At 48.6% G+C, this 22228-nt stretch carries 22 protein-coding genes and 1 other RNA gene; 20 read left to right on the top strand and 3 right to left on the bottom strand.

The annotated features are described in order from the left end of the window. Positions 1 to 2 precede the first annotated feature (2 nt). The 18 genes from galU (at position 3) to FED52_RS04385 (ending at position 16732) form a co-directional block, all read left to right on the top strand. Positions 3 to 884, top strand: coding sequence for a UTP--glucose-1-phosphate uridylyltransferase GalU (gene galU / locus FED52_RS04300; protein ID WP_138859076.1), 882 nt, complete (start codon positions 3 to 5; stop codon positions 882 to 884). A gap of 21 nt (positions 885 to 905) precedes the next feature. Then, the gene (locus tag FED52_RS04305; RefSeq protein ID WP_240731335.1) at positions 906 to 2114 is read left to right on the top strand and encodes a glycosyltransferase family 4 protein; all 1209 of its coding nucleotides are present in this window, start codon (positions 906 to 908) and stop codon (positions 2112 to 2114) included. Then, complete coding sequence (locus FED52_RS04310) at positions 2111 to 3451, top strand: glycosyltransferase (RefSeq protein WP_167491769.1); 1341 nt, start codon at positions 2111 to 2113, stop codon at positions 3449 to 3451. The genes FED52_RS04305 and FED52_RS04310 overlap by 4 nt, the downstream gene beginning before the upstream one ends. Positions 3452 to 3506: 55 nt before the next feature. After that, a complete protein-coding gene (locus tag FED52_RS04315; RefSeq protein WP_138859078.1) occupies positions 3507 to 4394 on the top strand; it encodes a YitT family protein in 888 nt (295 codons plus the stop codon). A 73-nt stretch (positions 4395 to 4467) separates the two neighbouring features. Further along, positions 4468 to 4692: a preprotein translocase subunit SecG gene (secG, locus tag FED52_RS04320; protein ID WP_012726902.1), complete on the top strand. Its 225-nt coding sequence runs from the start codon at positions 4468 to 4470 to the stop codon at positions 4690 to 4692. Between the two features lie 102 nt (positions 4693 to 4794). Beyond that, a complete protein-coding gene (locus FED52_RS04325; protein WP_138859079.1) occupies positions 4795 to 5535 on the top strand; it encodes an alpha/beta hydrolase in 741 nt (246 codons plus the stop codon). Between the two features lie 16 nt (positions 5536 to 5551). Further along, a complete protein-coding gene (rnr, locus tag FED52_RS04330; protein ID WP_138859080.1) occupies positions 5552 to 7954 on the top strand; it encodes a ribonuclease R in 2403 nt (800 codons plus the stop codon). A 49-nt stretch (positions 7955 to 8003) separates the two neighbouring features. Beyond that, positions 8004 to 8474, top strand: a complete 471-nt coding sequence (gene smpB / locus FED52_RS04335) for an SsrA-binding protein SmpB (protein ID WP_029595066.1) — start codon at positions 8004 to 8006, stop codon at positions 8472 to 8474. A 49-nt stretch (positions 8475 to 8523) separates the two neighbouring features. Continuing rightward, positions 8524 to 8879: a transfer-messenger RNA gene (ssrA, locus tag FED52_RS04340) on the top strand. A gap of 127 nt (positions 8880 to 9006) precedes the next feature. Continuing rightward, positions 9007 to 9162, top strand: a complete 156-nt coding sequence (locus FED52_RS04345) for an alcohol dehydrogenase (protein WP_138859081.1) — start codon at positions 9007 to 9009, stop codon at positions 9160 to 9162. A gap of 189 nt (positions 9163 to 9351) precedes the next feature. Beyond that, on the top strand, positions 9352 to 9960 hold the full coding sequence (locus FED52_RS04350; protein ID WP_138859082.1) for a hypothetical protein: 609 nt from the start codon (positions 9352 to 9354) through the stop codon (positions 9958 to 9960). A 71-nt stretch (positions 9961 to 10031) separates the two neighbouring features. Next, positions 10032 to 10988, top strand: a complete 957-nt coding sequence (locus tag FED52_RS04355) for an HNH endonuclease signature motif containing protein (protein ID WP_138859083.1) — start codon at positions 10032 to 10034, stop codon at positions 10986 to 10988. Positions 10989 to 11172: 184 nt separating this feature from the next. Next, entirely contained in the window at positions 11173 to 11652 is a 480-nt protein-coding gene (locus FED52_RS04360; protein ID WP_167491771.1) for a GNAT family N-acetyltransferase, read from the top strand. Continuing rightward, positions 11649 to 12296: a type IV pilus modification PilV family protein gene (locus FED52_RS04365; protein WP_138859085.1), complete on the top strand. Its 648-nt coding sequence runs from the start codon at positions 11649 to 11651 to the stop codon at positions 12294 to 12296. Before FED52_RS04360 ends, FED52_RS04365 begins: the two co-directional genes overlap by 4 nt. 466 nt (positions 12297 to 12762) lie before the next feature. Further along, positions 12763 to 13833, top strand: a complete 1071-nt coding sequence (locus tag FED52_RS04370; RefSeq protein ID WP_138859086.1) for a hypothetical protein — start codon at positions 12763 to 12765, stop codon at positions 13831 to 13833. Then, positions 13830 to 15308 (top strand): coiled-coil domain-containing protein, encoded by a 1479-nt coding sequence (locus tag FED52_RS04375; protein ID WP_138859087.1) that lies wholly within the window; start codon positions 13830 to 13832, stop codon positions 15306 to 15308. The genes FED52_RS04370 and FED52_RS04375 overlap by 4 nt, the downstream gene beginning before the upstream one ends. 44 nt (positions 15309 to 15352) lie before the next feature. After that, positions 15353 to 16342 (top strand): hypothetical protein, encoded by a 990-nt coding sequence (locus FED52_RS04380; RefSeq protein ID WP_138859088.1) that lies wholly within the window; start codon positions 15353 to 15355, stop codon positions 16340 to 16342. Positions 16343 to 16384: 42 nt separating this feature from the next. Beyond that, positions 16385 to 16732 (top strand): hypothetical protein, encoded by a 348-nt coding sequence (locus tag FED52_RS04385; protein ID WP_138859089.1) that lies wholly within the window; start codon positions 16385 to 16387, stop codon positions 16730 to 16732. Between the two features lie 266 nt (positions 16733 to 16998). Here the strand turns inward: FED52_RS04385 and FED52_RS04390 are convergent, their stop codons facing one another. Beyond that, the gene (locus FED52_RS04390; protein ID WP_138859090.1) at positions 16999 to 17190 is read right to left on the bottom strand and encodes a hypothetical protein; all 192 of its coding nucleotides are present in this window, start codon (positions 17188 to 17190) and stop codon (positions 16999 to 17001) included. A 139-nt stretch (positions 17191 to 17329) separates the two neighbouring features. On the opposite strand from FED52_RS04390, the gene FED52_RS04395 reads away from it, so the two are divergent. Beyond that, positions 17330 to 18742: an NAD-dependent epimerase/dehydratase family protein gene (locus tag FED52_RS04395; RefSeq protein ID WP_138859091.1), complete on the top strand. Its 1413-nt coding sequence runs from the start codon at positions 17330 to 17332 to the stop codon at positions 18740 to 18742. 132 nt (positions 18743 to 18874) lie between these two features. Further along, positions 18875 to 20431 (top strand): SulP family inorganic anion transporter, encoded by a 1557-nt coding sequence (locus FED52_RS04400; RefSeq protein WP_138859092.1) that lies wholly within the window; start codon positions 18875 to 18877, stop codon positions 20429 to 20431. Here FED52_RS04400 and FED52_RS04405 read toward each other — a convergent pair. Continuing rightward, positions 20428 to 20757, bottom strand: coding sequence for a YolD-like family protein (locus FED52_RS04405; RefSeq protein ID WP_131437869.1), 330 nt, complete (start codon positions 20755 to 20757; stop codon positions 20428 to 20430). The genes FED52_RS04400 and FED52_RS04405 overlap by 4 nt on opposite strands. Beyond that, positions 20754 to 22049, bottom strand: a complete 1296-nt coding sequence (locus FED52_RS04410) for a Y-family DNA polymerase (protein WP_138859093.1) — start codon at positions 22047 to 22049, stop codon at positions 20754 to 20756. The genes FED52_RS04405 and FED52_RS04410 overlap by 4 nt, the downstream gene beginning before the upstream one ends. Positions 22050 to 22228: the final 179 nt, after the last annotated feature.

Genomic DNA, 22228 nt, shown 5'->3' on the forward strand with positions numbered 1-22228 from the left:
CCATGACACGCGTACGGAAAGCCATCATCCCGGCCGCCGGGCTCGGTACCCGCTTCTTGCCGGCGACGAAGGCGATGCCAAAAGAGATGCTCCCGATCGTCAACAAACCGACGATTCAATTCATCGTGGAAGAAGCCGTCGCTTCCGGCATCGAGGACATCATTATCGTGACCGGGAAGAACAAGCGCGCCATCGAGGACCATTTCGACCGAGCCATCGAGCTTGAACAGAACCTCGAGTCAAAAGGCAAGACCGAGCTCCTCGAGTCGGTGCGCCACTCGTCGAACCTCGCCAACATCCACTACATACGGCAACAGGAACCAAAAGGGCTCGGCCACGCGATTTGGTGTGCCCGGAAGTTCATCGGCGACGAACCGTTCGCGGTCCTGCTCGGGGACGATATCATCGAGGCGGACGTGCCGGCGACGAAGCAATTGATCGACCAGTACGAGCAGTATGAGCGCTCGATCATCGGGGTGCAACGCGTCCCGTATGAAATGACGAATCGATATGGTATAATTGACCCGCTTGCCGTCGAAGGAAAGCTCATCCCGGTCCGGACGTTCGTTGAGAAACCGGCCGTCGGTGAAGCCCCATCGAACCTCGCCATCCTCGGCCGTTACATTTTGACGCCGGACGTCTTTGAGGCGTTGTCGGCGCAAGAAGTCGGGACGGGAGGCGAAATCCAATTGACGGACGCCATCGCCCGCTTGAACGAGGTGGAGACCGTCTTCGCCTATGAATTTGACGGGCGTCGCTATGACGTCGGGGAACCGATCGGCTTCATCGAAGCGACGATTGCCCATGCGCTCTGCGACCCAAATTTAAAAGCCAACGTCCGCACGCTCTTGAAGCGCTTCGTGGACGAACTCGAACAACAGTAAGGTGTGTTATTTTTGAAAACAATGTTAATGGTCTGTCAAAACTATTATCCGGAGATCGGCAGTGCCGGCAACCGGATGCAAAATATCACGCATCTCATGAAGGAACGCGGATACGAAGTGGAGGTCATCACGGCCGCCCCATCGTATCCGAACTTCAACTTGTATAAAGACGATCGCTTCTGGAACGACAAGGCGCTCAACAATCAGCCGTTCATCAAGCGGCTCATCACGAAGAAGCGCAAACATACGTCGAACATGGTGAGCCGGCTCGCTTTGTTTTTGGAACAGATGATCAAAGGCGTCGCCGCCGTCCAAAAGCTCGACTCGAAACCGGATGTCGTCTTTGCGACGACCCCGTCTTTTTTTATGGCGTTCGTCGGCGTGTATGCGAAACGCAAGTACGGCGTCCCGTTCATCTTGGACGTGCGTGACCTCTGGCCGGAGTCGGTGAAAGGCGTCGGCGTGTTCAAACACGACTGGATGCTCGCCCCGGCGTTCTGGTTCGAGAAGCGTCTTTACAAATCGGCCGATGAAATCATCATCAACTCGGAAGGGTTCCGCAGCTATCTGCGCCAACGTGGCGTCGACAACGACATGATTCACTATATGCCGAACTCGATTCGAGAGAGCGAGCGCAACCTCGAGCGGACCGTCCCTGAGGACGACCGGATGGAGATTCTGTACGCCGGGAACATGGGCCTCGCCCAAGACGTATCGCTCTTGCTCGAGCTTGCAGAACGATTCCGTGACGAGCCGCGCGTGCATTTCAAGTTGATCGGCTACGGGTACCGGAAGAACGAATTGAAAGACATGATTAAAGCCCGCGGTTTCAAGAACTTCCTCTTCCTCGAGGCGATGCCTCGGACGGAGGCATTCCAAGCCATCAAGAACGCGGACGTCGCGTTCGTCAGCTTGATCGAGCAAGAAGTGTTCGATACGGTCATCCCGGGCAAACTGATCGATTATATGGCGGTCGGCAAACCGATCGTCGCGGCGGTGTCAGGCCATGCGGCGAATGTCATCGAAGCGGCCGAGGTCGGTTACGTGTCACGGAAGCGTGACATCAACGAGATCGAGCTCATGCTCCGGAAGCTGCTCGAACGTCCCGACTTGCGCGAGAAGTACGGCGTGAACGGGATCCGTTATGTGAAAGACAATCTGTGTTGGGAAAACAATATACACGTCCTCGAAGACGTGGTAGAAAAAGTAACGATGGAGGAAACACGATGAAGTCAGTATGTATGTTTGTATGGAACCATTTTACGAATGATGCGCGCGTCTTGCGCGAATGCTCGGCACTCGCCGAAGCGGGCTATGAAGTCGATTTGATTGCGCTCCAAGACCCGAAAAATCCGTCGCTCCCGAAAGAGGAGATGCGTCCAGAAGGGTTCCGCGTCATCCGCGTCAAACGTCAGCCGTCGATTCTCGCCAACGGGATGAAGGCGCTCAAGTCGGTCCGCACATGGGTCAGCGCGAAGAAAACGCGTCAACTCGGTGCCGGACTCGTCGGCGCGGGACTGCTCGTCCTCGCACCACTGACGATGATCGGACTCGGTGCGGCAGCGGGTGCGATTTTGTTCCCACCGGTGCGTAAAAACATCGTCAATGCGAGCGCGATGCTCGAGATGGTGTTCACTTCGACGAAGAAGTCGTACGATTTCTATCACGCCAACGACTTGAACACGCTCCCGCAGGCGTTGATCGCCGGGAAAATCGTCAACAAAGGCAAAATCGTCTACGACTCGCACGAAGTCCAGACGGACCGGACCGGTTACGGCTATATTCAAAGTAACCTCGAAGGCTGGCTCTTGCCTTACGTCGACTCGATGATGGTCGAAAACCATACGCGCGCGGCGCATAACGAAGAGTTGTACGGCTTCTATCCGTACGTGCTCCACAACTATCCGTTCTATCGTCCGCTCGACTTCACGCTCCGCAAAGACTTGCATGCGCTCCTCGACTTGCCGAAAGATGAGAAAATCCTCTTGTATCAAGGCGGCATCCAAGCCGGCCGCGGACTCGAGCAGCTTATCCTCGCCGTCAAGGACTTCAAGGAAGGGACGCTCGTCATGATCGGGGACGGGAAGCTCAAGCCGGTGATCAAACAGATGATTGAGGACGAAGGCGTCAGCGACCGCGTCAAGATGATTGACAAAGTACCGGTCGAGGCGTTACCGTACTATACGATGAACGCGTATCTCGGTTTCCAAGTGTTGAACAACGTCTGCTTCAACCACTATTCAGCGTCATCGAACAAACTGTTCGAATATTTGATGGCCGAAGTACCGGTCGTGTCATGTGACTTCCCGGAAATCGAACGGGTCGTCGCCGGTAACGATGTCGGTGTCGTCGTCGATTCGCACGACCCACAATCAATCGCCGAAGGCGTCAACCGCCTGCTCGACGACCAAGCACTCTACGCCCGTGTCAAAGAAAACACGAAGACGGCGCGTGAGCAATATAACTGGGATTTGGAAAAAGAGGCACTCTTGAACGTCTACACGAACGTCGTGGACCGCAAGTTGCCGATTATGAAAGACGGTGCGCCAAAGCCAGTTCAACAGTAAGACTTAGACTGCGGCTTTGTGCCGCGGTCTTTTTTATATGGAAGGGGGACAAATGATGAAACGTCAGCAACAACATCTATTGCGTCAACAAGTCTGGAAGAAGCTCCAATCGATTTCCTTGATGGATATCGCCTGGATCGTCGCCGGCTCATTCATTCTCGCGTTCGGGGTGAACTACTTCACCGTCCCGAACGATTTCTCGGAAGGCGGCCTGCTCGGGGTCACCATCATCCTGTACTACTTGTTCGGCTGGGACCTCGGGGTCACGTCGATTATCGGGAACGGGATTTTATTCATCGTCGGCTATAAGCTGCTCGACCGCCGGACGATGGTCTATTCGGTCGTCGCGGTCATCGCGACGTCGTTCTTCCTCAGCTTGACCCATGACTGGGGCAGCCCGGCCGAGGACAAACTGCTCGCGGCCGTGTACGCTGGGATCATGATTGGTGTCGGCATCGGTATGGTGCTCCGTGTCGGCGGGACGACCGGAGGCGGGGTCATCATCGCCCGCCTCATGGAGCGGTACTTGCACATGAGCGTCGCCGTGTCGATGTTCATCATCGATGCGATCGTCGTCGGGGCGTCGGGCTTTATCCTCGGGGAGCAAGTCGTGCTCTATACGTTGATCGCCATCATCATCGGCTCGTGGGTCATCGACCTCGTCGCCGAAGGGCTCAACATCCGCAAGGCCGTCACGATCATCAGCGACAAGCAAGAAGAGCTCGCCGTCGTGTTGACGGAGACGCTCGGCCGCTCGGCGACGATTATCCACGGTCACGGCTACTATACGAAGCAGGATAAGAACATGTTGTATATGATCGTCGACAAGCGCCAAGTCGGCCCGCTCAAGAAAATCGTCGAAGTGACAGACCCACGTGCCTTCGTCGTCATCCACCAAGTGAAAGAGGTCATCGGGGAAGGGTTCAGCTACCCGTCCCGATAATTTGAAAGCTGGTGTTTTGATGCCAACTTCTATATAATAAGAAGCGTGTAAAAAGAAGGAGGAACTGACTACTATGCAAACGATCGCTACAATCAGCCTACTCGTCGTGGCTGTTTTATTGATTGTCGTCGTACTGCTCATGTCAGGTCGGTCGCAAGGTCTTGGGGCGATTGCAGGTGGCGCGGAGCAGTTGTTCGGCCGCCAGAAAGCGCGCGGCTTCGACGCTGTTTTGAACCGAACTGCAGCTGTACTAGGCACATTGTTTTTCATTTTAGGATTACTAGTCGCATCATTATGATGAAAGGCTGATCGTTCTCGATTTTTACGTGAGGCGGTCGGCTTTTGTTTTTTTCAATTATTTTTTGGGAATAATGGATTGTATGAGGAGATGACGTTAGCAATGAAGATTACAGCACCGAAACCGTTCTTCTTTGAAGGCGGACCACGTGCCGTGTTGATGTTACATGGCTTTACCGGATCGAGCGCGGATGTCCGCATGCTCGGTCGTTTCCTGCAAAAAGAAGGCTATACGTGTATGGGTCCCCAGTACCGGGGCCATGCCGTCCCGCCGGAAGAATTGCTTCAATACGGACCGGCGGACTGGTGGGAGGACGTCTTGAACGCCTACCAGTCGTTGAAAGAGAAAGGCTATGAGGAGATTGCTGTCTGTGGCCTCTCGCTCGGCGGCGTCATGTCGCTTCGCCTCGCTTCACAGGAAAACGTCAAAGGCGTCATCCCGATGTGCGCCCCGACCGGAATCGATGCCGAAGATCGGTTATACAAAGGAGTCAAAGCCTACGCTCGAGAATATAAATCTCGAGAAGACAAATCACCTGAACAGATCGAACAGGAGATGGCGGACTTCAAACCGATGCCGACGCTCAAGGACCTCCGTGCCTTCGTCCGTGACACGACGACAAAACTCGAAGATATTTTCGTCCCGGCGCTCGTCGTCCAAGGGGCGAAAGATCAAATGGTCGATCCTGAATCTGCACACGAAATTTACGAGGCGATCAACGCGTTCCAAAAAGAACTGCTCATGTACGAGGAGTCGGGACATGTGATCACGCTCGATAAGGAAAAAGAGAAACTGCACCAGGACGTGCTCGATTTTCTCGAAACGTTAGACTGGTCAGTGTGAAAAAGGAGGTGTCACGTTGAATTTACGTGACCAACTACTAGAAATCATCCAAGCCAGTGATAAAGCACTGACGGTGGACCAATTGACCGAGCGTCTTGCGCTCGAGTCGACGGATGCCTTTAAAGAGCTCATCCGCACCTTGAACACCCTCGAAGAAGAGGGCTTAATCGGCCGCACACGGACGAACCGTTACGGGACGCTCGCCGTGCTCGGCCAAGCAGCGGGAATCATCTCGATTCACCAACGCGGCTTCGGCTTCTTATCGGTCGAAGGCGAGACGGAGGACGTGTTCCTTCCGCCCGACCAATTGAAAGACGTCTACCACGGCGACACGATCCTCGTCAAAAAACGCGAGGACAACCGCGGCAAGACCGAGGGCGTGCTCCTCAAAGTCTTGAAGCGTGGCTTGTCGGAGTTCGTCGGGACGTATACGCTCCCGAGCGGACGCCTCGACCAGTTCGCCTTTATCGAGCCGGATGACAAGCGCATCAACTTCTGGCCGGTCGTCAACCCGGACAAATCGCTCGGTGCCGTCGATGGCCATAAAGTCGTCGTCCGCATCACGAAATATCCGGACGGACGTTTCGCCGGAGCGTGTGACGTCGTCCGCATCATCGGACACAAGAACGACCCGGGCGTCGACATCTTGTCGATCGTCTATAAGCATGGCATCCCGACGGAGTTCCCGGAAGATGTCATCGACCAGGCGAACGCCGTACCGGACGAGGCCGACGAGAAAGACTTCATGGGCCGTGTCGACCTTCGTAACGAGACGATCTTCACGATTGACGGCGAAGACGCGAAAGATTTGGACGATGCCGTCCACGTCAAGAAACTCGACAACGGCAACTATGAGCTCGGCGTCCATATCGCCGACGTGTCACACTACGTGACGGAAGGCTCACCGCTCGACGTCGAGGCGTTCGAACGGGGGACGAGTGTGTATCTCGTCGACCGCGTCATCCCGATGTTGCCACACCGTCTCTCGAACGGAATCTGTTCGCTCAACCCGCACGTCAACCGGTTGACGCTCAGCTGCGTCATGGAGATCTCCCCGCAAAACGGGAAGGTCGTCAACCATGAGCTGTTCCCGAGTGTCATCAAGACGACAGAGCGGATGACGTATACGAACGTCCGCGAGATCATCGAACGCGATGACGAAGCGACGCTCGAACGGTACGAGCCGTACATCCCGTTGTTCGACCTGATGGCTGAGCTCGCAGAAGTGCTGCGCAAGCGCCGTAACTCACGCGGTGCCATCAACTTCGATTTCGCCGAAGCGAAAGTCGTCGTCGACGAAGAAGGCAAACCGGCCGACATCGTCTTGCGTCCACGCTCGGTCGCCGAGAAGTTGATTGAAGAGTTCATGCTCGCGGCCAACGAGACGGTCGCCGAACACTTCCATAAGATGGACGTGCCGTTCATCTATCGTGTGCACGATAACCCGAAACCGGACAAGCTCGATTTCTTCTTCGACTTCGTCGCGAACTTCGGCGTTCACATCGAGCGGTTCAAAGGCCAGAAGGTCGAACCGAAGACGCTTCAGAAGATTTTGAAGGCAATCTCAGGTGAACCGGAAGAACCGGTCATCAGCACGATCATGCTCCGTTCGATGCAACAGGCGAAGTACGATGACGTCTCGCTCGGCCACTTCGGCCTGGCGACCGACTTCTATACGCACTTCACGTCGCCGATCCGTCGCTACCCGGACTTGATCGTCCACCGTCTCATGCGCACGTATGCTTTCAACGGCGACGTGTCCGAGAAGACGATCGCCAAGTACGAGGACCGTCTCGGTTCGATCGCCGAACAGGCGTCGAAACGCGAGCGTCGTTCGGTCGATGCCGAGCGCGAGACGCAAGCCTTGAAGAAAGCCGAGTACATGGAATCACGTCTCGGTGAAGAGTTCGACGGTGTCGTCAGCGGCGTCACGAACTTCGGGATGTTCATCGAGCTCCCGAACACGATTGAAGGTCTCGTCCGTCTCCAGTCGATGGATGACTACTACCACTTCGACGAGTCGCAACTCCTCTTGATCGGTGAGCGGACGAAACGTCAGTTCCGGATCGGTGACGCGGTGCGCGTCAAGGTCGACGCCGTCAACTTGGACGAGCGCACGATCGACTTCACCGTCGTCGGCATGCCGAAGCGGGAACAGTCGCGCCGTCGCCAACCGACGACGATTAAAGCGACGGAAGGTCGTCCGAAGAAGGATGACAAAAAAGGCCGCGGCCGTGACGACAAACGTCCGAAGCGCGGCAAGCCGGGCAAACCAGGGAAACCGGGCCAAGCCGGGAAACCGTCGAAACCAGGCGAGAAGCCGAAGACGTCGCAAGGACGGTCGGCGCTCGACTTGAAGAAGAAAGACGGTCAAAAACGTAAAGGCGACGCCAAACGCGGAGCGAAGAAGCGTCGCTGACGGGAGGGGGCGACCCCTCCTCTATATTGAAGTAAAGGACTGAATGTCTATGGCCAAGAAGAAAGATTCGAACGCGCTCGCGCAAAACCGAAAAGCGTCCTTCGATTATGCGATCGAAGATACGATTGAAGCCGGCATGGTGTTGACGGGGACCGAGATTAAATCGGTGCGCCAGTCAAAGATCAACATCGCCGACGCGTATGTCCGCTTTGATGGTGGCGAGGCGACGCTTCATAACTGTCATATCAGCCCGTTCGAGCAAGGGAACCGGTTCAACCACGAGCCGCTTCGTGTCCGAAAGCTATTGTTGCATAAGAAGCAAATTAATCAGCTCATCGGCGCGCAAGGGCGTGACGGATATACGATCATCCCGCTCAAGGTGTATCTGAAGAACGGCTTCGCCAAATGTCTTCTCGGCATCGGGCGCGGGAAGAAGAAGTATGATAAGCGCGACGACTTGAAGAAGAAAGATGCGAAGCGCGATGTCGACCGGGCTCTCCGGGACCGGCAAAAATACTGACAGCGAGACCTGATTGTGGTATAGTTGTTGTAGTACCAATTACCACCTCGGGGACGTTATGGATTCGACGGGGGTAGGTCGGTCGTATGTGGCGTGTCGAGGGGTCGGCCTCGTTAAAACGCAAACGCCTATAACTGGCAAAACTAACACACAACTCGCAGCAGCCTAAGTGCCCTGCGGATCCTGACATCCATCGCTTGTGTGGATGATTATCAGGGTCTCAAACTAAGCAAGCTACGCTTCAACCTCGCCGTCTGAGGGCGCGAAGAAGAGATGAATCAGACTGGATGCGACAACGCCTGTTTATCGGCAGTGTCACATTGAGATCCAATAGATAAACTACACACGTAGAAGCATACGTTACGATGCCTTCGGACGCGGGTTCGACTCCCGCCGTCTCCATTTTTTAGCAGTCTGCAACGACTGTCATCAATGATTTTTAATGAAGACCTTCTAATTTCATTGAGATTAGAAGGTCTTTTGATGTTAGCGGAGCAACTCAATCACAATGAAATGAAAGCAGGTGAATCAAATGGGAAAATATCAGTTAGATACGAAAAGTAAAGTGGCTGCTGCCAAGTATCAAGACGGTAAAAAACCAGCTGTTTCGAACAAAAAAGAGAAGATCAATCAGCTTCGAGAAGCATATTTGCAAAAGCAAAAAGAGAAGAAACAAGCTGGTGAGTGATCAAGAGGCGTTATAGCAAAAAAGGATTATTGAGTGATTGCTCAATAATCCTTTCTTTGTGAACGTACGGTTCCATTATTTGGTTTTTTGAATGGTGTCAAAGGATTGAATATTACTTTGTTGAATATAAACTATGAGCTATTTTAAAAATTGTCACGAAAATATATAACCATCATAGGAGGAATCATCATGTCAAAAAAATCTACGGAATTAATTATAAAAGGAGTCAAGAAGTATGGTCCGGCAGTAGGAAAGTTTGCACTTGAACATAAAAAAGAAATTGTTGGAGCAATTGGTGCATTTGGTGTAACGGAACGACTTAAAAATCGTTCGAATAAAGAATCGAATCCTAAAAAACCAAAAGACAAAATCATGCATCCTCGAAAGAAGAGATATCAATATTATTTAACAGAGGTTGTTCCTGCATTAAACACTCAAAATCGAGACGAATTGTTCCAGTACAAGTTAGAAGTGGAGCAATGCATTCAACAAATCAAATTCGAGCAGGCGCAGGACATCGTCATCAAAAAACAGATTCATGAGAGTCGGATAAAAGAGTGGGATGCAATCTTGTCTCAAATCGTGAGCCAGATGACCGTGAGAGATTATATGGAATATCTAAAGCTCTTTAACAATCCTGAATATCAAAGCGAGTACTTTAAAGGCTTTGAAGGAGATGTTGAGAAATTTAAAAAGCTAAATACTGTCGAACAGTATGATACGTTAGTCCATTATATCCATGAAAAAACAAATATCGATATAGAACAAATCAAAAAAGAGTTTTCGGCTCCTGTTTGATTCACCTTGATCCGTTCTTGTTCCTCATTCGTTATAATCGATGATGTAACGAATGAGTGGGGGTGAGGTCATTGGGGTGGGATTTACGTGTTGCTGAGGCAAAAGACATCTACTTAACAGAAACTGACTTATGGCGCTATACACAACAATTTTTAATGAATGCGACACATACGACGACGTACAAGCATATGCTTATGAAGGCGTTGCTCGAATGCACGACCGAACTAAGTGATTCTGGTGTAGTGACGTTCGAGCAAATTTCAAGACACGTGACGAAGATGTATTGGAATTTGATTGTGAAACACGGATTGCGACAAGTGAATCAACTTGAGAAATTGAGCTCGGTCGAAAAAACGATGCTCACGTTTCAAGCGACACATGAAGTTCCGTCCACTTGGAACTTTGATCGTCTGCCGGTTCAGCAGCAACAACAATTGATTCGAAACGTGAATCAGTTCTATAAGAAGTACGTGTACGGATCGTTCTATACCTCGTTCGAGGGGACCGTCTATTCATTCAATCGGAAAGAAGAGTGGGTCAAACTTGTGCCAAGCTACGTCATCTTTTTTGAGAAATATAAACGGGTATTGATGAATGTTACGAATTATCAACTCGCCGTCTTTCTGGAAAAATACAATACACGCGAAGCGATGGAGCGAATCTTGAACAAAATCGAATTCGTCTCGGCTCGTCAATCGCTCGACGAGTTCAAACAAATTTTGCTGAGCCACGGTCATTCCGTCTGTTTTTATTGTATGAAGTCGCTCAAACAGATCCATGTCGACCATTTTATCCCGTGGTCTTACATACAGAATGATGTTCTATGGAATTTTGTCCTCGCTTGTCCGACTTGTAATACGAGCAAGAACAATCGGATGGCGAAGGTTGATTATCTTTACGCGCTCGTGGAACGAAACCATGAGTTGCGAGTGGCAGAGCAGATGGAGACATACAAAGAGACGAAATTGATTCACCTGTATGACTATGCGGTGCAAAATGGGTTTGAAGCCAATTGGATGCCGAAGTAATTAAAATGAGTCGAACCTGATGTGTAAGGTTCGATTCATTTTAATTTTTTGATTATTCCTTCTTACATAATTTTTTTCAGAACACGTCCAAAAGGATACAGAGATTGGATGAGTATTTAATCCGATAATTTTCCCATAAATTGTATGATAAACTGAAGAGAAGAAGATTGTGAGGGTAACAATGATGAATATTCATTTTGAAAAGATGGACGAAAGAGAACTTACTTCTTATTTGACGTGGTTGATTGATGATTATGCGAACGACGTCGCCCGCAATTATCAATTACCTGCTACACTGGCGCAAGAAGAGTCGACGCAATTGATTCGTAGCCTGTTTCCAGACAATCAACCGACTGAGGGACAAACAGTCGTCCATGTGATGGACGGTGCGACGCGAGTCGGGATTTTATGGTACGCCTTTCAGGAAGAATCAAAACGTGTCTTCATTTATCATGTTTGGATGCACGAAGCCTATCGCGGACGCGGATATGCGACGGCGGCATTGCAACGACTGGAGACGGTTGCAGCACAAGAACTAGGGGCGACTTCGATTGGGCTGAGTGTATTTGGCTCAAATCCGGATGCTCAGCGATTTTATGCACGCCTCGGATTCCAACAAACTTCGATTGCGATGAATAAGCGTTTGGGAGAGGTGTCGAGGTGAGGCGCTTTTGGAAAGGGACATTAATTGCGATTGGGGTGCTTGCCGTAGGGATGGGAGGACTCGCTTTTATGTTCAATCAGTCGATGCAGTCCGATTCCGATGAAGAAGCAAAAGCAATCCAACTCGCTGAGCCGTATGTAGCGGAGCGTTTCGACAATGCCGAATTGACGACAGAGGTCACGTTCGACAACATGGGAAATTTCCCGTTCGAATACGCGGCGACTGCAGTTGATTCCGTGACAGGGACCGAGTTTTTCGTCTATGCGGATGAGACGACAGGGGAAGTCGTCGACACGTTTCTCGCATCGAAATGGGAAGACGACGTGACGGATGCCATCGAAGATTCGGTCATGACGGCGTTTGGAAGCGACGTCACGTACGACGTTTTTTACGATGAGGTAGCCGTACGACAACTAGACGCCTCAGCAGCAAATCCGTTTGCCTATAAAACGGCTGACGTCGTACCGACAATCCTGATGACGATTCATCGGGAGCCAGCATCAGGGGACGAGGCACTCGTCCGCACTTGGATGACAGCGCTAAAAGAGAGCGATATGTTACGCCGTGCGGAAGTTCATGTCGACTACGTCGCTAAAAACGGAGAGATCCTTAATGACGGTACCCCATTAATTCTATCGTTCTAATGAAAAACCACTTTCTGCGAGCAGGAAGTGGTTTTGTTCAGTTTATCGTCACCACAAGTTAAACAAATCCGCCACAATCGCATCACTGCCATCTTGGAACATGAACAAGCCGAGTGCGATTAACAGACCTCCGATGACGAGTGATCTGAACCGGATGAGTCCGTTCATGACTTTTTAATTAGGCTACGAATCACGAGTCATCTACCTTGATTCGACAACGCCTGTTTATCGACAGTATCATATTGAGACTTAATCGATAAACTACACACGAAGAAGTATGCGTTAACGATATCTTCGGACGCGGGTTCGACTCACGCCGTCACTATTATTTTTTGGCTAGAGCTTATCTTTATGTGACTATCCTGTTTTTATTATCTATGCAATTCTAAGAATAGCGGCAGTATGCTCTTAATGGGATTTGATGTATAATTAATTCTGAAAAGTATAAAATTGGTAGGTGATTATTGTGGAGACTAAAGTCACTAATTCAGTTTCAATTGATGCGAAAGAGTCAAAGCGAAATCTTGATACTAATGCTTCAGCTTCTGCATTTGGATGGGAGTTTCAAACAAATGCTGCTATATACCTTGCTTTTCAACATATTAAATCTTTTACTGAATTAAAAGTTGAAGGAGAAATTGACGACATTGAAGTTTATTTTAAAGACAAACCCCCGATTATTGCTCAGGTGAAATCTCAAGAAAATCCTGAACCTAATACTAATACTTTGAAGTCACTTAGAGGCGGATTTAAAACACTTATAAACGCCACTAATAAAACAAATTATTCAGAATTAATTTATATAAGTAATATAAATAATCCTCTATCAGATAAAAAAGTTGCTATTTATTTTGGAAAACTATCCAAATTCTCTTACACTGAGCTTCCAAAAACCGCTAGTGAAATTATCGATAAGCATTTTGATAGTGTAGTTAAAAAGGAGAAACTTGTGATTGATAAATTTAGAAAAGATAAATTCTCACTTTTAACCATTCCTTATTTTGGTGCTGATCTTCCCACTAGATATAGAATTATGATTGAAACAATAAATAGATTTTTAGAAAAAAATAATATCAGAAGCTATATAGGAGAAGACATTCTACATTTTTTACAAAAAGAATTTTTTACTAATTCTACTATAAAACACGTTAATTTAAAAAAAGAGGATATAGTTTGGCCAATTATAGTTTTAGGTTCTTTAAACCTTACTGATAATTTACTTGAGGATTTTGATCAAGGTTGTGCTAACGAAATACAGGAAAAATATAATGAATACATCAACAAGCAAACTCATAAATTCGGATTAATTACAAAGGTAATGAGTGAATTTAATACTTATCGATTAGAAAATACGACTCTAGGACAATCCCTCAAAAAAATCATTCCACAATTTATAGAAAGTAAGTGGACGATTTTTATAGAGGAAATTAATTGTGAAAATAAAGAAGTGGAAGAATATTTAATAAAAATCATTATAAATTTAATAATTTATGATCGATTTAAAATTGAAAAAATTAAGGAGGCAACAAACTTATGAAGTTTATAAGTTTGATATTAGAGGTTAAAGGAAATCGCAAAAGATTTGATTTTTGTCTGAAAAATCAAATCTATAGTTCGAAAAATAGTGTAGGGAAGTCAACTTTAACTAGACTATTATTTTATTCCCTAGGTTATCCCGTTCCAGGAACAAAGAAATTCAATTTTAATAATTGTATAACTAGAATATCTTTTCGAAGAAACTCGGACATTATTGAAATGGAAAGAGATGGTAATTTAATAAAAACAGTTGTAAATAAAATAGACTTCAAACATTTTATAGTACCTCAACAAGAGTTGGAATTGTTGAGTTTTGTATGGGGGAGTAAGAACAGAGAAGTCCTAAAGAATATCATTGGTGCTATTTATTTTGATCAAGAGAAAGGATGGACTTTATTAAATAGAGGCAAAGTTATTGGAAACATACAGTTTAATATTGATGAATTAATTAGAGGCTTGTCTTCAACAGACGTTTCTGAACTGAGTATAGAGAAAAATAGTATTGAAGCAGAGATAAGAAAGTATGAATACTTGAAGAATATACTAGAATATAAAAATCAAATTAGCAATTCTGAAAGTAAACACCTTTATATGAATCGTAGCGAAGAACTTTATACGCGATTAAGTCAATTTGAGATTGAAAGAAAAGCAATTGTAAAAGAAATTCAATCGATAAAAGTAGCTGCTAAAGATAATGAAAGTTTTTTGAAATATATTGAAAGTATGAAAATATACGTTAAAAATCCTGACTCTCTATCAGATGAAATTATTCCTGTTTCGAAATCTACTATTTTATATTTTCATGAAACTCAAGAGTATTTAGAAACTCAATTGAAAATTGAACAAATCAATCTTGCAAATAAAGACCAAGAAATAAAAAAAATGCATTTTCAACTTCAAGAGTACGGTGCCCAACTTAATGTTCAAACTGAAATTGAAAGATTTAATCAAAACGTCCTCTCTTTAAATTTCGACTATACTCGAGTTGATAAAATAATTCATGATTTAAAAAAAAGTAAATCAAAAATTGAAAAGGACATAAAAGAAATTACGTTAAGTAACAATGAATTAATTAGTAAAATTCAAAGGACTATAAATGATTATTTGGTTCGACTTGAAGCGGTTGAATATATTAATGCAAATTCTAATTTTCTATTTACCTCTGATTTAAAATCTTTAAGTGGAGCAGTATTGCACAAATTAGTTTTTGCTTATAAGATGGCTTATGTTAAGTCTATAGAAAATTATTTGAATGTCCGCTTGCCTATAGTATTAGACTCCCCAACCGGTAGAGAGCTGAATTCTGAAAATATCGACAAGATGTTTGATATTATAAAAAGTGATTTTTCAGAAAATCAGATTATTATTGCATCAATTCATAGTAAGGTTTTAGATGATGATAAAAAAGTTATTCAAATTAATGAATATTTAATGGAAAATGCGAGTTCTTTATTAACCGTAGATAAAGAGAATTGACATTCAAATTACTATAGGAAATTTTGAATTGGGAGGTTGAAAAGTTGAAAGAAGTATTATATTACCCTAATTTTTACATAGAAAATGAAAGATGGTTAAAATTCGCACTTTTATATTTAGGTAATGTTGTGACTATTGTTCCTAGTAATGCTTCTGAGATACCTCTGTCTAAAAATCAAGAGATCGTTTTAAAAGAGACTGATATTTTTTCAACCCATTCTCCAAGCTCAGATGAAATAAAAGAAGCTACTGCAGATATTGGAGATTTAATATCTAGGGTAAAAACAAATCCATTTTTAAATAATGACAGCAATAACTGGCGCAATCTAGATTCGGAGTTCATGGAGATTTATTTTGGGAAAATGGTTCATAACTTTCAAGATGTTTTACTAGAAAATAAATGGGCTAAAAGAACCAGTAATGGATTAATAATAAACAGCGATTTAGCAAACGCTTATATGACTTTATTGGCTAATAGTATTTCAAGTAATCGAAGTATTTCAACTATATCTGATAAAAACGCGAAGATAGAATATGATAGAGTAAATCGTATGATTTATAGTAAACCGAATGTGAAATTTAGGTCGAATTTAGAAAATGTAAAAACATTGAAAAGTAATATTGAAATCTCTTTGCCTAAAAATATTGATAATATACCTATCGAAAGAATAATTGAATTTCGAAATAGCCCGCAAAACAAAAGAAGTTTAAATGAATTTCATAAGGCATTGGAATTAATCAATAGTATAAATGCTAAGACACCCGAAAATTATATTGTCGACGCAAAAGAAAGGTTAATAGATGCCAAGGGGAAATACATGAGTAATTTAGGAGTTTGTTTCTCTATAATAGCAATGCCTGCAATAAGTATGTATCAGCTTATTGATGGAGATAGTTCTAATTTAGACTTTTTAAAAGATGTATTAGGTATGAGTGTTTTTCCGGAGCCGAAAGTCGTATATGGACAAATTAAGGGATTCAGTAGCTCAGCTAAAGCAATTAGTTATTTAACTGAGATAGAAGGGTTTAAATAATCTTTTTATTATTAATCTAAAATTTATTAGGGGGCGGTTTCCTTGAGAAAAATTACTATAGTGACTACGCTTATACAATATTTATCGTATCTCTTAGACAATAAGGTGGTATTTAGTGTTAAGGAGGTTAACGATCACATTGAAAAGAAAGATGTAATTGATTGGCTTGAAAAAGAATTTCCTCATGGTTCTGAAAACGGATTAGATTTTAGTTTGTGGAGAGATAACCATAAGAGTTGGCTACATGATGAACTATATTCTATCTGGGGTGGATATGTTGGGCAGGAGCGTAGGAAATGGGGGATTGAACACAATGGACTTTGTTTGTTAATAAGTTGGTCAATTGAAGTTATTAGGGATCCTGCTACAAATGACGGAGAAGTTGATTAATCTTTTCTATTGCTAACATTTATAAATACTTATAAATTTAATTAACTATTGTCCTACCATGCGACTACGAGAGTAATAATTTTGTCTGATAGTATAAAAATTGTTATTAGTACTAAAAGTAGAACATAGTCTATCCATTTTTCTTTATGAAATGTAAAGCAAATGGACTTTTATTATAGAAACAAGTCGGACTGTGTTAACTAAGTTCGACTTGTTTCTATTTCAACCTTAATCCCACCATGAACTTAATTTTGTAGACTAAATCCTCACCACAAGTTAAATAAATCCGCAACAATCGCATCACTTCCGTCTTGGAACATGAACAAGCCGAGTGCGATCAACAGACCGCCGATGACGAGTGTGCCGAACCGTATCAGTCCGTTCGTGTTCTTTTTGAATAGGCCGCGAATCACGAGCCCTCCACCGATCAACAGCATCAAGAAATACCAAAACCCCATAGCCATTCCTCCTTTGCCTGTAGTTGAGTTAATTTTACATAATTTTTCCAATACATACTGTAGTGCGCGGGACTGATTTAATCCTAGTCAAAGACGGGTACATTACCTCTATGTGCAAATGAAGGGGAGAGTGACCACTATGCGGAAAACCATCGTCATCGCGGGCGCGAGCGGCTATATCGGCTCGAACGTGATGGACCATTTAAAAGAAGAATATGACATTATCGCCTTGTCCCGCTCGACGAAGAATAAAGAAGACGAGGACCACATCACGTGGCGGTCGTGCGACTTGTTCTCATATGAACAGACACGTGAGGCGTGCGAGGGAGCAGACTACGCCATGTTCCTCGTCCACTCGATGATTCCGGACGGCGGATTGACGCAAGCGACGTTCGAAGACATGGACGCGCTCATCGCCGACAACTTCGCCCGGGCGACGAAAGCGAACGACATCGAACAAATCGTCTACTTGAGCGGCATCATTCCGAAAGAGTCGAAGACGTTGTCACGTCACTTGAAGAGCCGGCTCGAAGTCGAACGGATTCTCGGCGGTCAAGGCGTGCCGGTGACGACGATTCGAGCCGGGCTCATCATCGGTCCAGAAGGTTCGTCGTTCCCGATTCTCGCGAAGCTCGTCAAACGCTTGCCGGTCATGATTCTTCCGAACTGGACGAAGACGGAGACGCATCCGATCGATTTGCGTGAAGCCGTCCAAGCACTCATCTCGGTCGTCGGGGCCGAGGCGCTGTACGACCATCATATCGATATCGGTGGACCGGAAGTGATGACGTATCGCAAGATGATTGAAGATACGGCTGACGTCATGGGCAAACGTCGCGTCATGATCGACTTCCCGTTCCCGACGATCAAACTGTCGCGATTGTGGGTCATGGCCGTGACGGGTGAACCGAAAGACACCGTCTATCCGCTCGTCGAGAGCATGGGCCACGCCATGGTCGCGAAAGACACGACCGGCGTCAAGCAAGGGGAAATCCCGTTCAAGGAAGCGGTCGAGCACGCGCTCGAGGAAGAAGAGAAACAGAAGTCAGGTGGCGGCAAGAAGAAAAAAGCGCCGCAACAGTATACCGTCCGCTCGATTCAACGGTTCGGTCTGCCAGAGAACAAATCGGCGCTATGGATGGCCGACACGTATTTCGAGTGGCTCGGCCGGCTCGCGTATCCGCTCATCCAGACGACGAAAGAAGACGATGACTGGGAAATCGCGCTCCTCCGTCCGTCACTCGTCGCACTCCATCTGTCGCTCGAAGACGAGGCGACGGACGACATGGCGTCCTATTCCATCGACGGCGGCATGTTCGCGAAGTTGAGTGAGGATGACAAGACAGGCCGGCTCGAGTTCAGACGGCTCCCGGAGTCAGAAGAAGGGCTCGTCGCCATCCACGAGTTCGTGCCGGCGCTGCCATGGTGGTTCTATACGAAGACGCAGGCGAAAGCCCACCTCGTCGTCATGTGGCTGTTCGGCCGTCACGTCCGTCTGCTTGGGGAAGATGCGGACGAGGGCGACCAAGTCGTCGAAGCACCGACGAATTAACGAAGACGCATCCATCGCGATGCGTCTTTGTTTTGTCGATTATGTTAACGTTTCGCCGGAGTCGTTTACAAAGGGCAGGGACAGGCGTACACTGAACTCGTTTTCGACATAATGGAAAGAAGGAATGCAAGAATGGACAACTTCATGACATCACGCCAAGGATGGCAAAAAGACATCTCGGCCGGGATCACCGTCGGGGTCGTCGCCGTGCCGCTCGCGATGGCGTTCGCGATCGCCTCAGGTGTCGGACCGGTGTACGGCCTGTACACGGCCATCATCGCTGGGATCCTCGTCAGCCTGTTCGGGGGCTCGACGTTCCAAATCGCCGGACCGACCGGCGCCTTCATCCCGATCGTCTCGGGCGTCATGCTCGCGCACGGCTATGAAGGATTGCTCGTGACGACGTTCCTCGCCGGGATCCTGTTGTTCCTCATGAGCGTACTCCGCGTCGGACGACTCATCCGCTTCATGCCGCGGGCTGTCACGATCGGGTTCACGGCCGGGATCGCCGTCGTCATCTTCGTCGACCAGCTCGACGAACTGTTCGGCATCACGTTCGAGAAGGCACCGCACTTCCACGAGAACTTATTAACGCTCGTGACGTCGTTACATGAAGCGAGTTTATGGCCTGTCTTCATTGCCGCCATCGGTTTCTTGACGCTCTGGCTCGTGCCGAAACTGCCTGTAAAATTGCCGCTTCTCTTGATGGCGATGCTCGTGCCGACGTTCGTCAGCCTCGTCATCCCAGGAGAAGTCGCGACGATCGGCAGCGCCTATGGCGGCATCCCGAGCGGACTGCCGGAGTTCAACTGGCTCGCGATCGACCTCGATTTGATTGCGACGCTCATGCCATCGGCGTTCGCCATCGCCTTCCTCGGGGCGCTCGAGTCGCTATTGTCAGGTGCAGTCGCGGACGGCATGGCCGGCACGAAGATGAACCCGGACAAGGAACTGTTCGGGCAAGGGCTCGCCAACGTCGTCGTCCCGTTCTTCGGCGGGATTCCGGCGACCGGCGCCATCGCCCGGACGGCGACGAACATTCAAGCCGGGGCCGTCAGCCGCCGCTCCGGCGTCATCCACGGGTTGACGGTGCTCCTCGCCGTGCTCGTGTTGGCACCGCTCGCGAGCTACGTCCCACTGGCCGCGCTCGCCCCGATCTTGATGCGCGTCGCTTGGAACATGTCGGAGCGGCACCACGTCTTCGAGATGCTACGGCATCGGTCGGCCGAGTCGCTCGTCCTGCTCATCACGCTCGGACTGACCGTCTTCGTCGATCTCGTCGTCGCCGTCGAGGTCGGGGTCATCTGTGCGCTCGCCTTGTTCGCGAAACGGATGGCCGATACGATCGACGTCCGCGAACAGACGGAACGGTACGTGACGCGCGACGGCCAGGTCGTCTTCAGCGTCGAAGGACCGCTCTTCTTCGGGGCGATCGAGATGTTCGAGCACGTGTTGCATCATATCCATGACGAGCCTGACGTGTTCATCTTCAACTTCCACCGCTGTCCGGTCATCGACGTGACGGCCGTTGAAGAGATTCGCCGCGTCGTCCGAGAGTTGAAAGCGGCCGACCGTCGTGTCGTCTTCGCGCACTTGTCGGCACCCGTGCGCCAGACGCTCACGCATTATGGCGTGCTCGACCACGTCGACACGTTCGAAACGACGCAGGAAGCGATTGACGCGTCTTAACGGACGGACAGAATCTGACCGAACGGGATGCGACGCACGTCCGTGTCGAACAGCTCGACTTCACGCTCGGCATAATAGATGGCGTGGACGTAGCCGCGCACCGTATGGGTCATGCCGTTGTCGAACAGCGTCAGCTCGACGGCGTCGCCTTCACGGATGGCGCGTTCGAGCTCGGTCTGCCATAAGTAGAGGAGCTGCTCATCCAAGTCAGGCAGCTCGATCTTTTGGACGTGGGCGTAATATTTCTTTAGCAGCGCCACGTGCTCGGGCATGAGGAACGGGATCCATTTCAATTCACCGCGGTCTTTGTAGCGGGTCTGGCTCATGACGATTCACCTCCTTGTTTATGTCCGCCGATGAGGCGTTGCCGCGTCCGGAGCGGACTGTCTTTCAGTAAACTCGATGCTGGGCGGATCGTGCCGCGCCCGAAGCGGACGTTCAAGCGATCGACGAGGTCGAGGAAGTCGAACCGGCGCGCCCGGGCCCACTCGTCCTCGAAGAAGGAGAGCTGAACGTGGTCGCTCCTTGGCTCGAGCTTGCCGAGGGCGACCGAGACGTAACGGACGGCCTCCGTCTCGTCCCAGGCGTCGAGGAAGAGCGTCAACAATACCGGCAAGAACTCGCGCTCGTCCGCTGTGAAGCGGGCGAGCTTTTTTTGTTTGCTGAAGCCGCGCCGCTCGCTCGTCCGGGTGTAGCGGACGCCGAGATGGACGCTGCCGCCGACGAGTCCCGCCTGTCGCGTCCGCATCCCGACCTCGACGGCGATGGCCTGCAAGACGAGCCGGATGGCCGTATACGTTGTATAGTCTTTCATGAGCGTGATGCCGTGACCGATCGTCCGGGGCCGCTGCCGCTTCGCGCCGAACAAAGAGCTTGGCGGGAGGATCGTCGGCGACTCATCGATGCCCCAGGCGTGATGCCACAGCTCGGCGCCGATGACGCCGAACTTTTCATGGAGCGTCTCGAGCGGATAGCGGGCGAGGTCGCCGATCGTGTCGATGCCGAGCCGCCGGAGATGGACTTCCATCTTCGCACCGACGCCCCACATCTTGCCGATCGGGGCCGGGTGAATTAATCGTTCGACGTCGTGGAGGAAACAGCTGGCGACACCCGTCTTCTTCCCATGAAGGTCGAGGACGAGCTTGGCGAGGACGTTGTTCGGCCCGATGCCAATCGTGACCGGGATGCCGGTATAGCGGAACACGGTCGAGCGGATGAGGCGGGCGACGTGCGCATCGTTCCCGAACAGCCGCTCCGTCCCGGTCAAGTCGACGAGCGTCTCGTCGACCGAGTAGACGCGGATCGCCTCAGGCGGTGCGAACTGATGCAAGATGTGGACGATTTGGACGGACACGTTCAAATAATGACTCATCCTGGCCTCGGCGTAGATGACGTGCCGTCGCTCATGCCACGGCAACCGGTCGATGTGGAACCGTCTAGAGCCGGTCTTGATGCCGAGCTGCTTCATCGGCGGCGTCGCGGCGAGGACGAGGGCACCGTGGTCCTGCAGGTTCGATAAGACGACGAGCTTTGTCTTGTACGGGTTCAACTTGCGGGCGGCGCACTCGCAACTGGCGTAGAACGAGACGCTGTCGATACAAAAAATCCGACGTCGCATAGCCACCTCTCCTTTTTTACGAACAAGCGTTCTGTTTTTCTCATCGTATCACGGTCTCACGCCGTCTCAAATAGAAATTGAAAAAAATATTGGATAGAACATTTGAGAATTAATTTACAAAAAGTAATGGTTGCGTTTACAATCCGGTGATATAGTGAAAGATGTTGGAACATTTTTGG

Source organism: Exiguobacterium mexicanum (genome assembly GCF_005960665.1).
Lineage (GTDB): Bacteria > Bacillota > Bacilli > Exiguobacteriales > Exiguobacteriaceae > Exiguobacterium > Exiguobacterium mexicanum_A.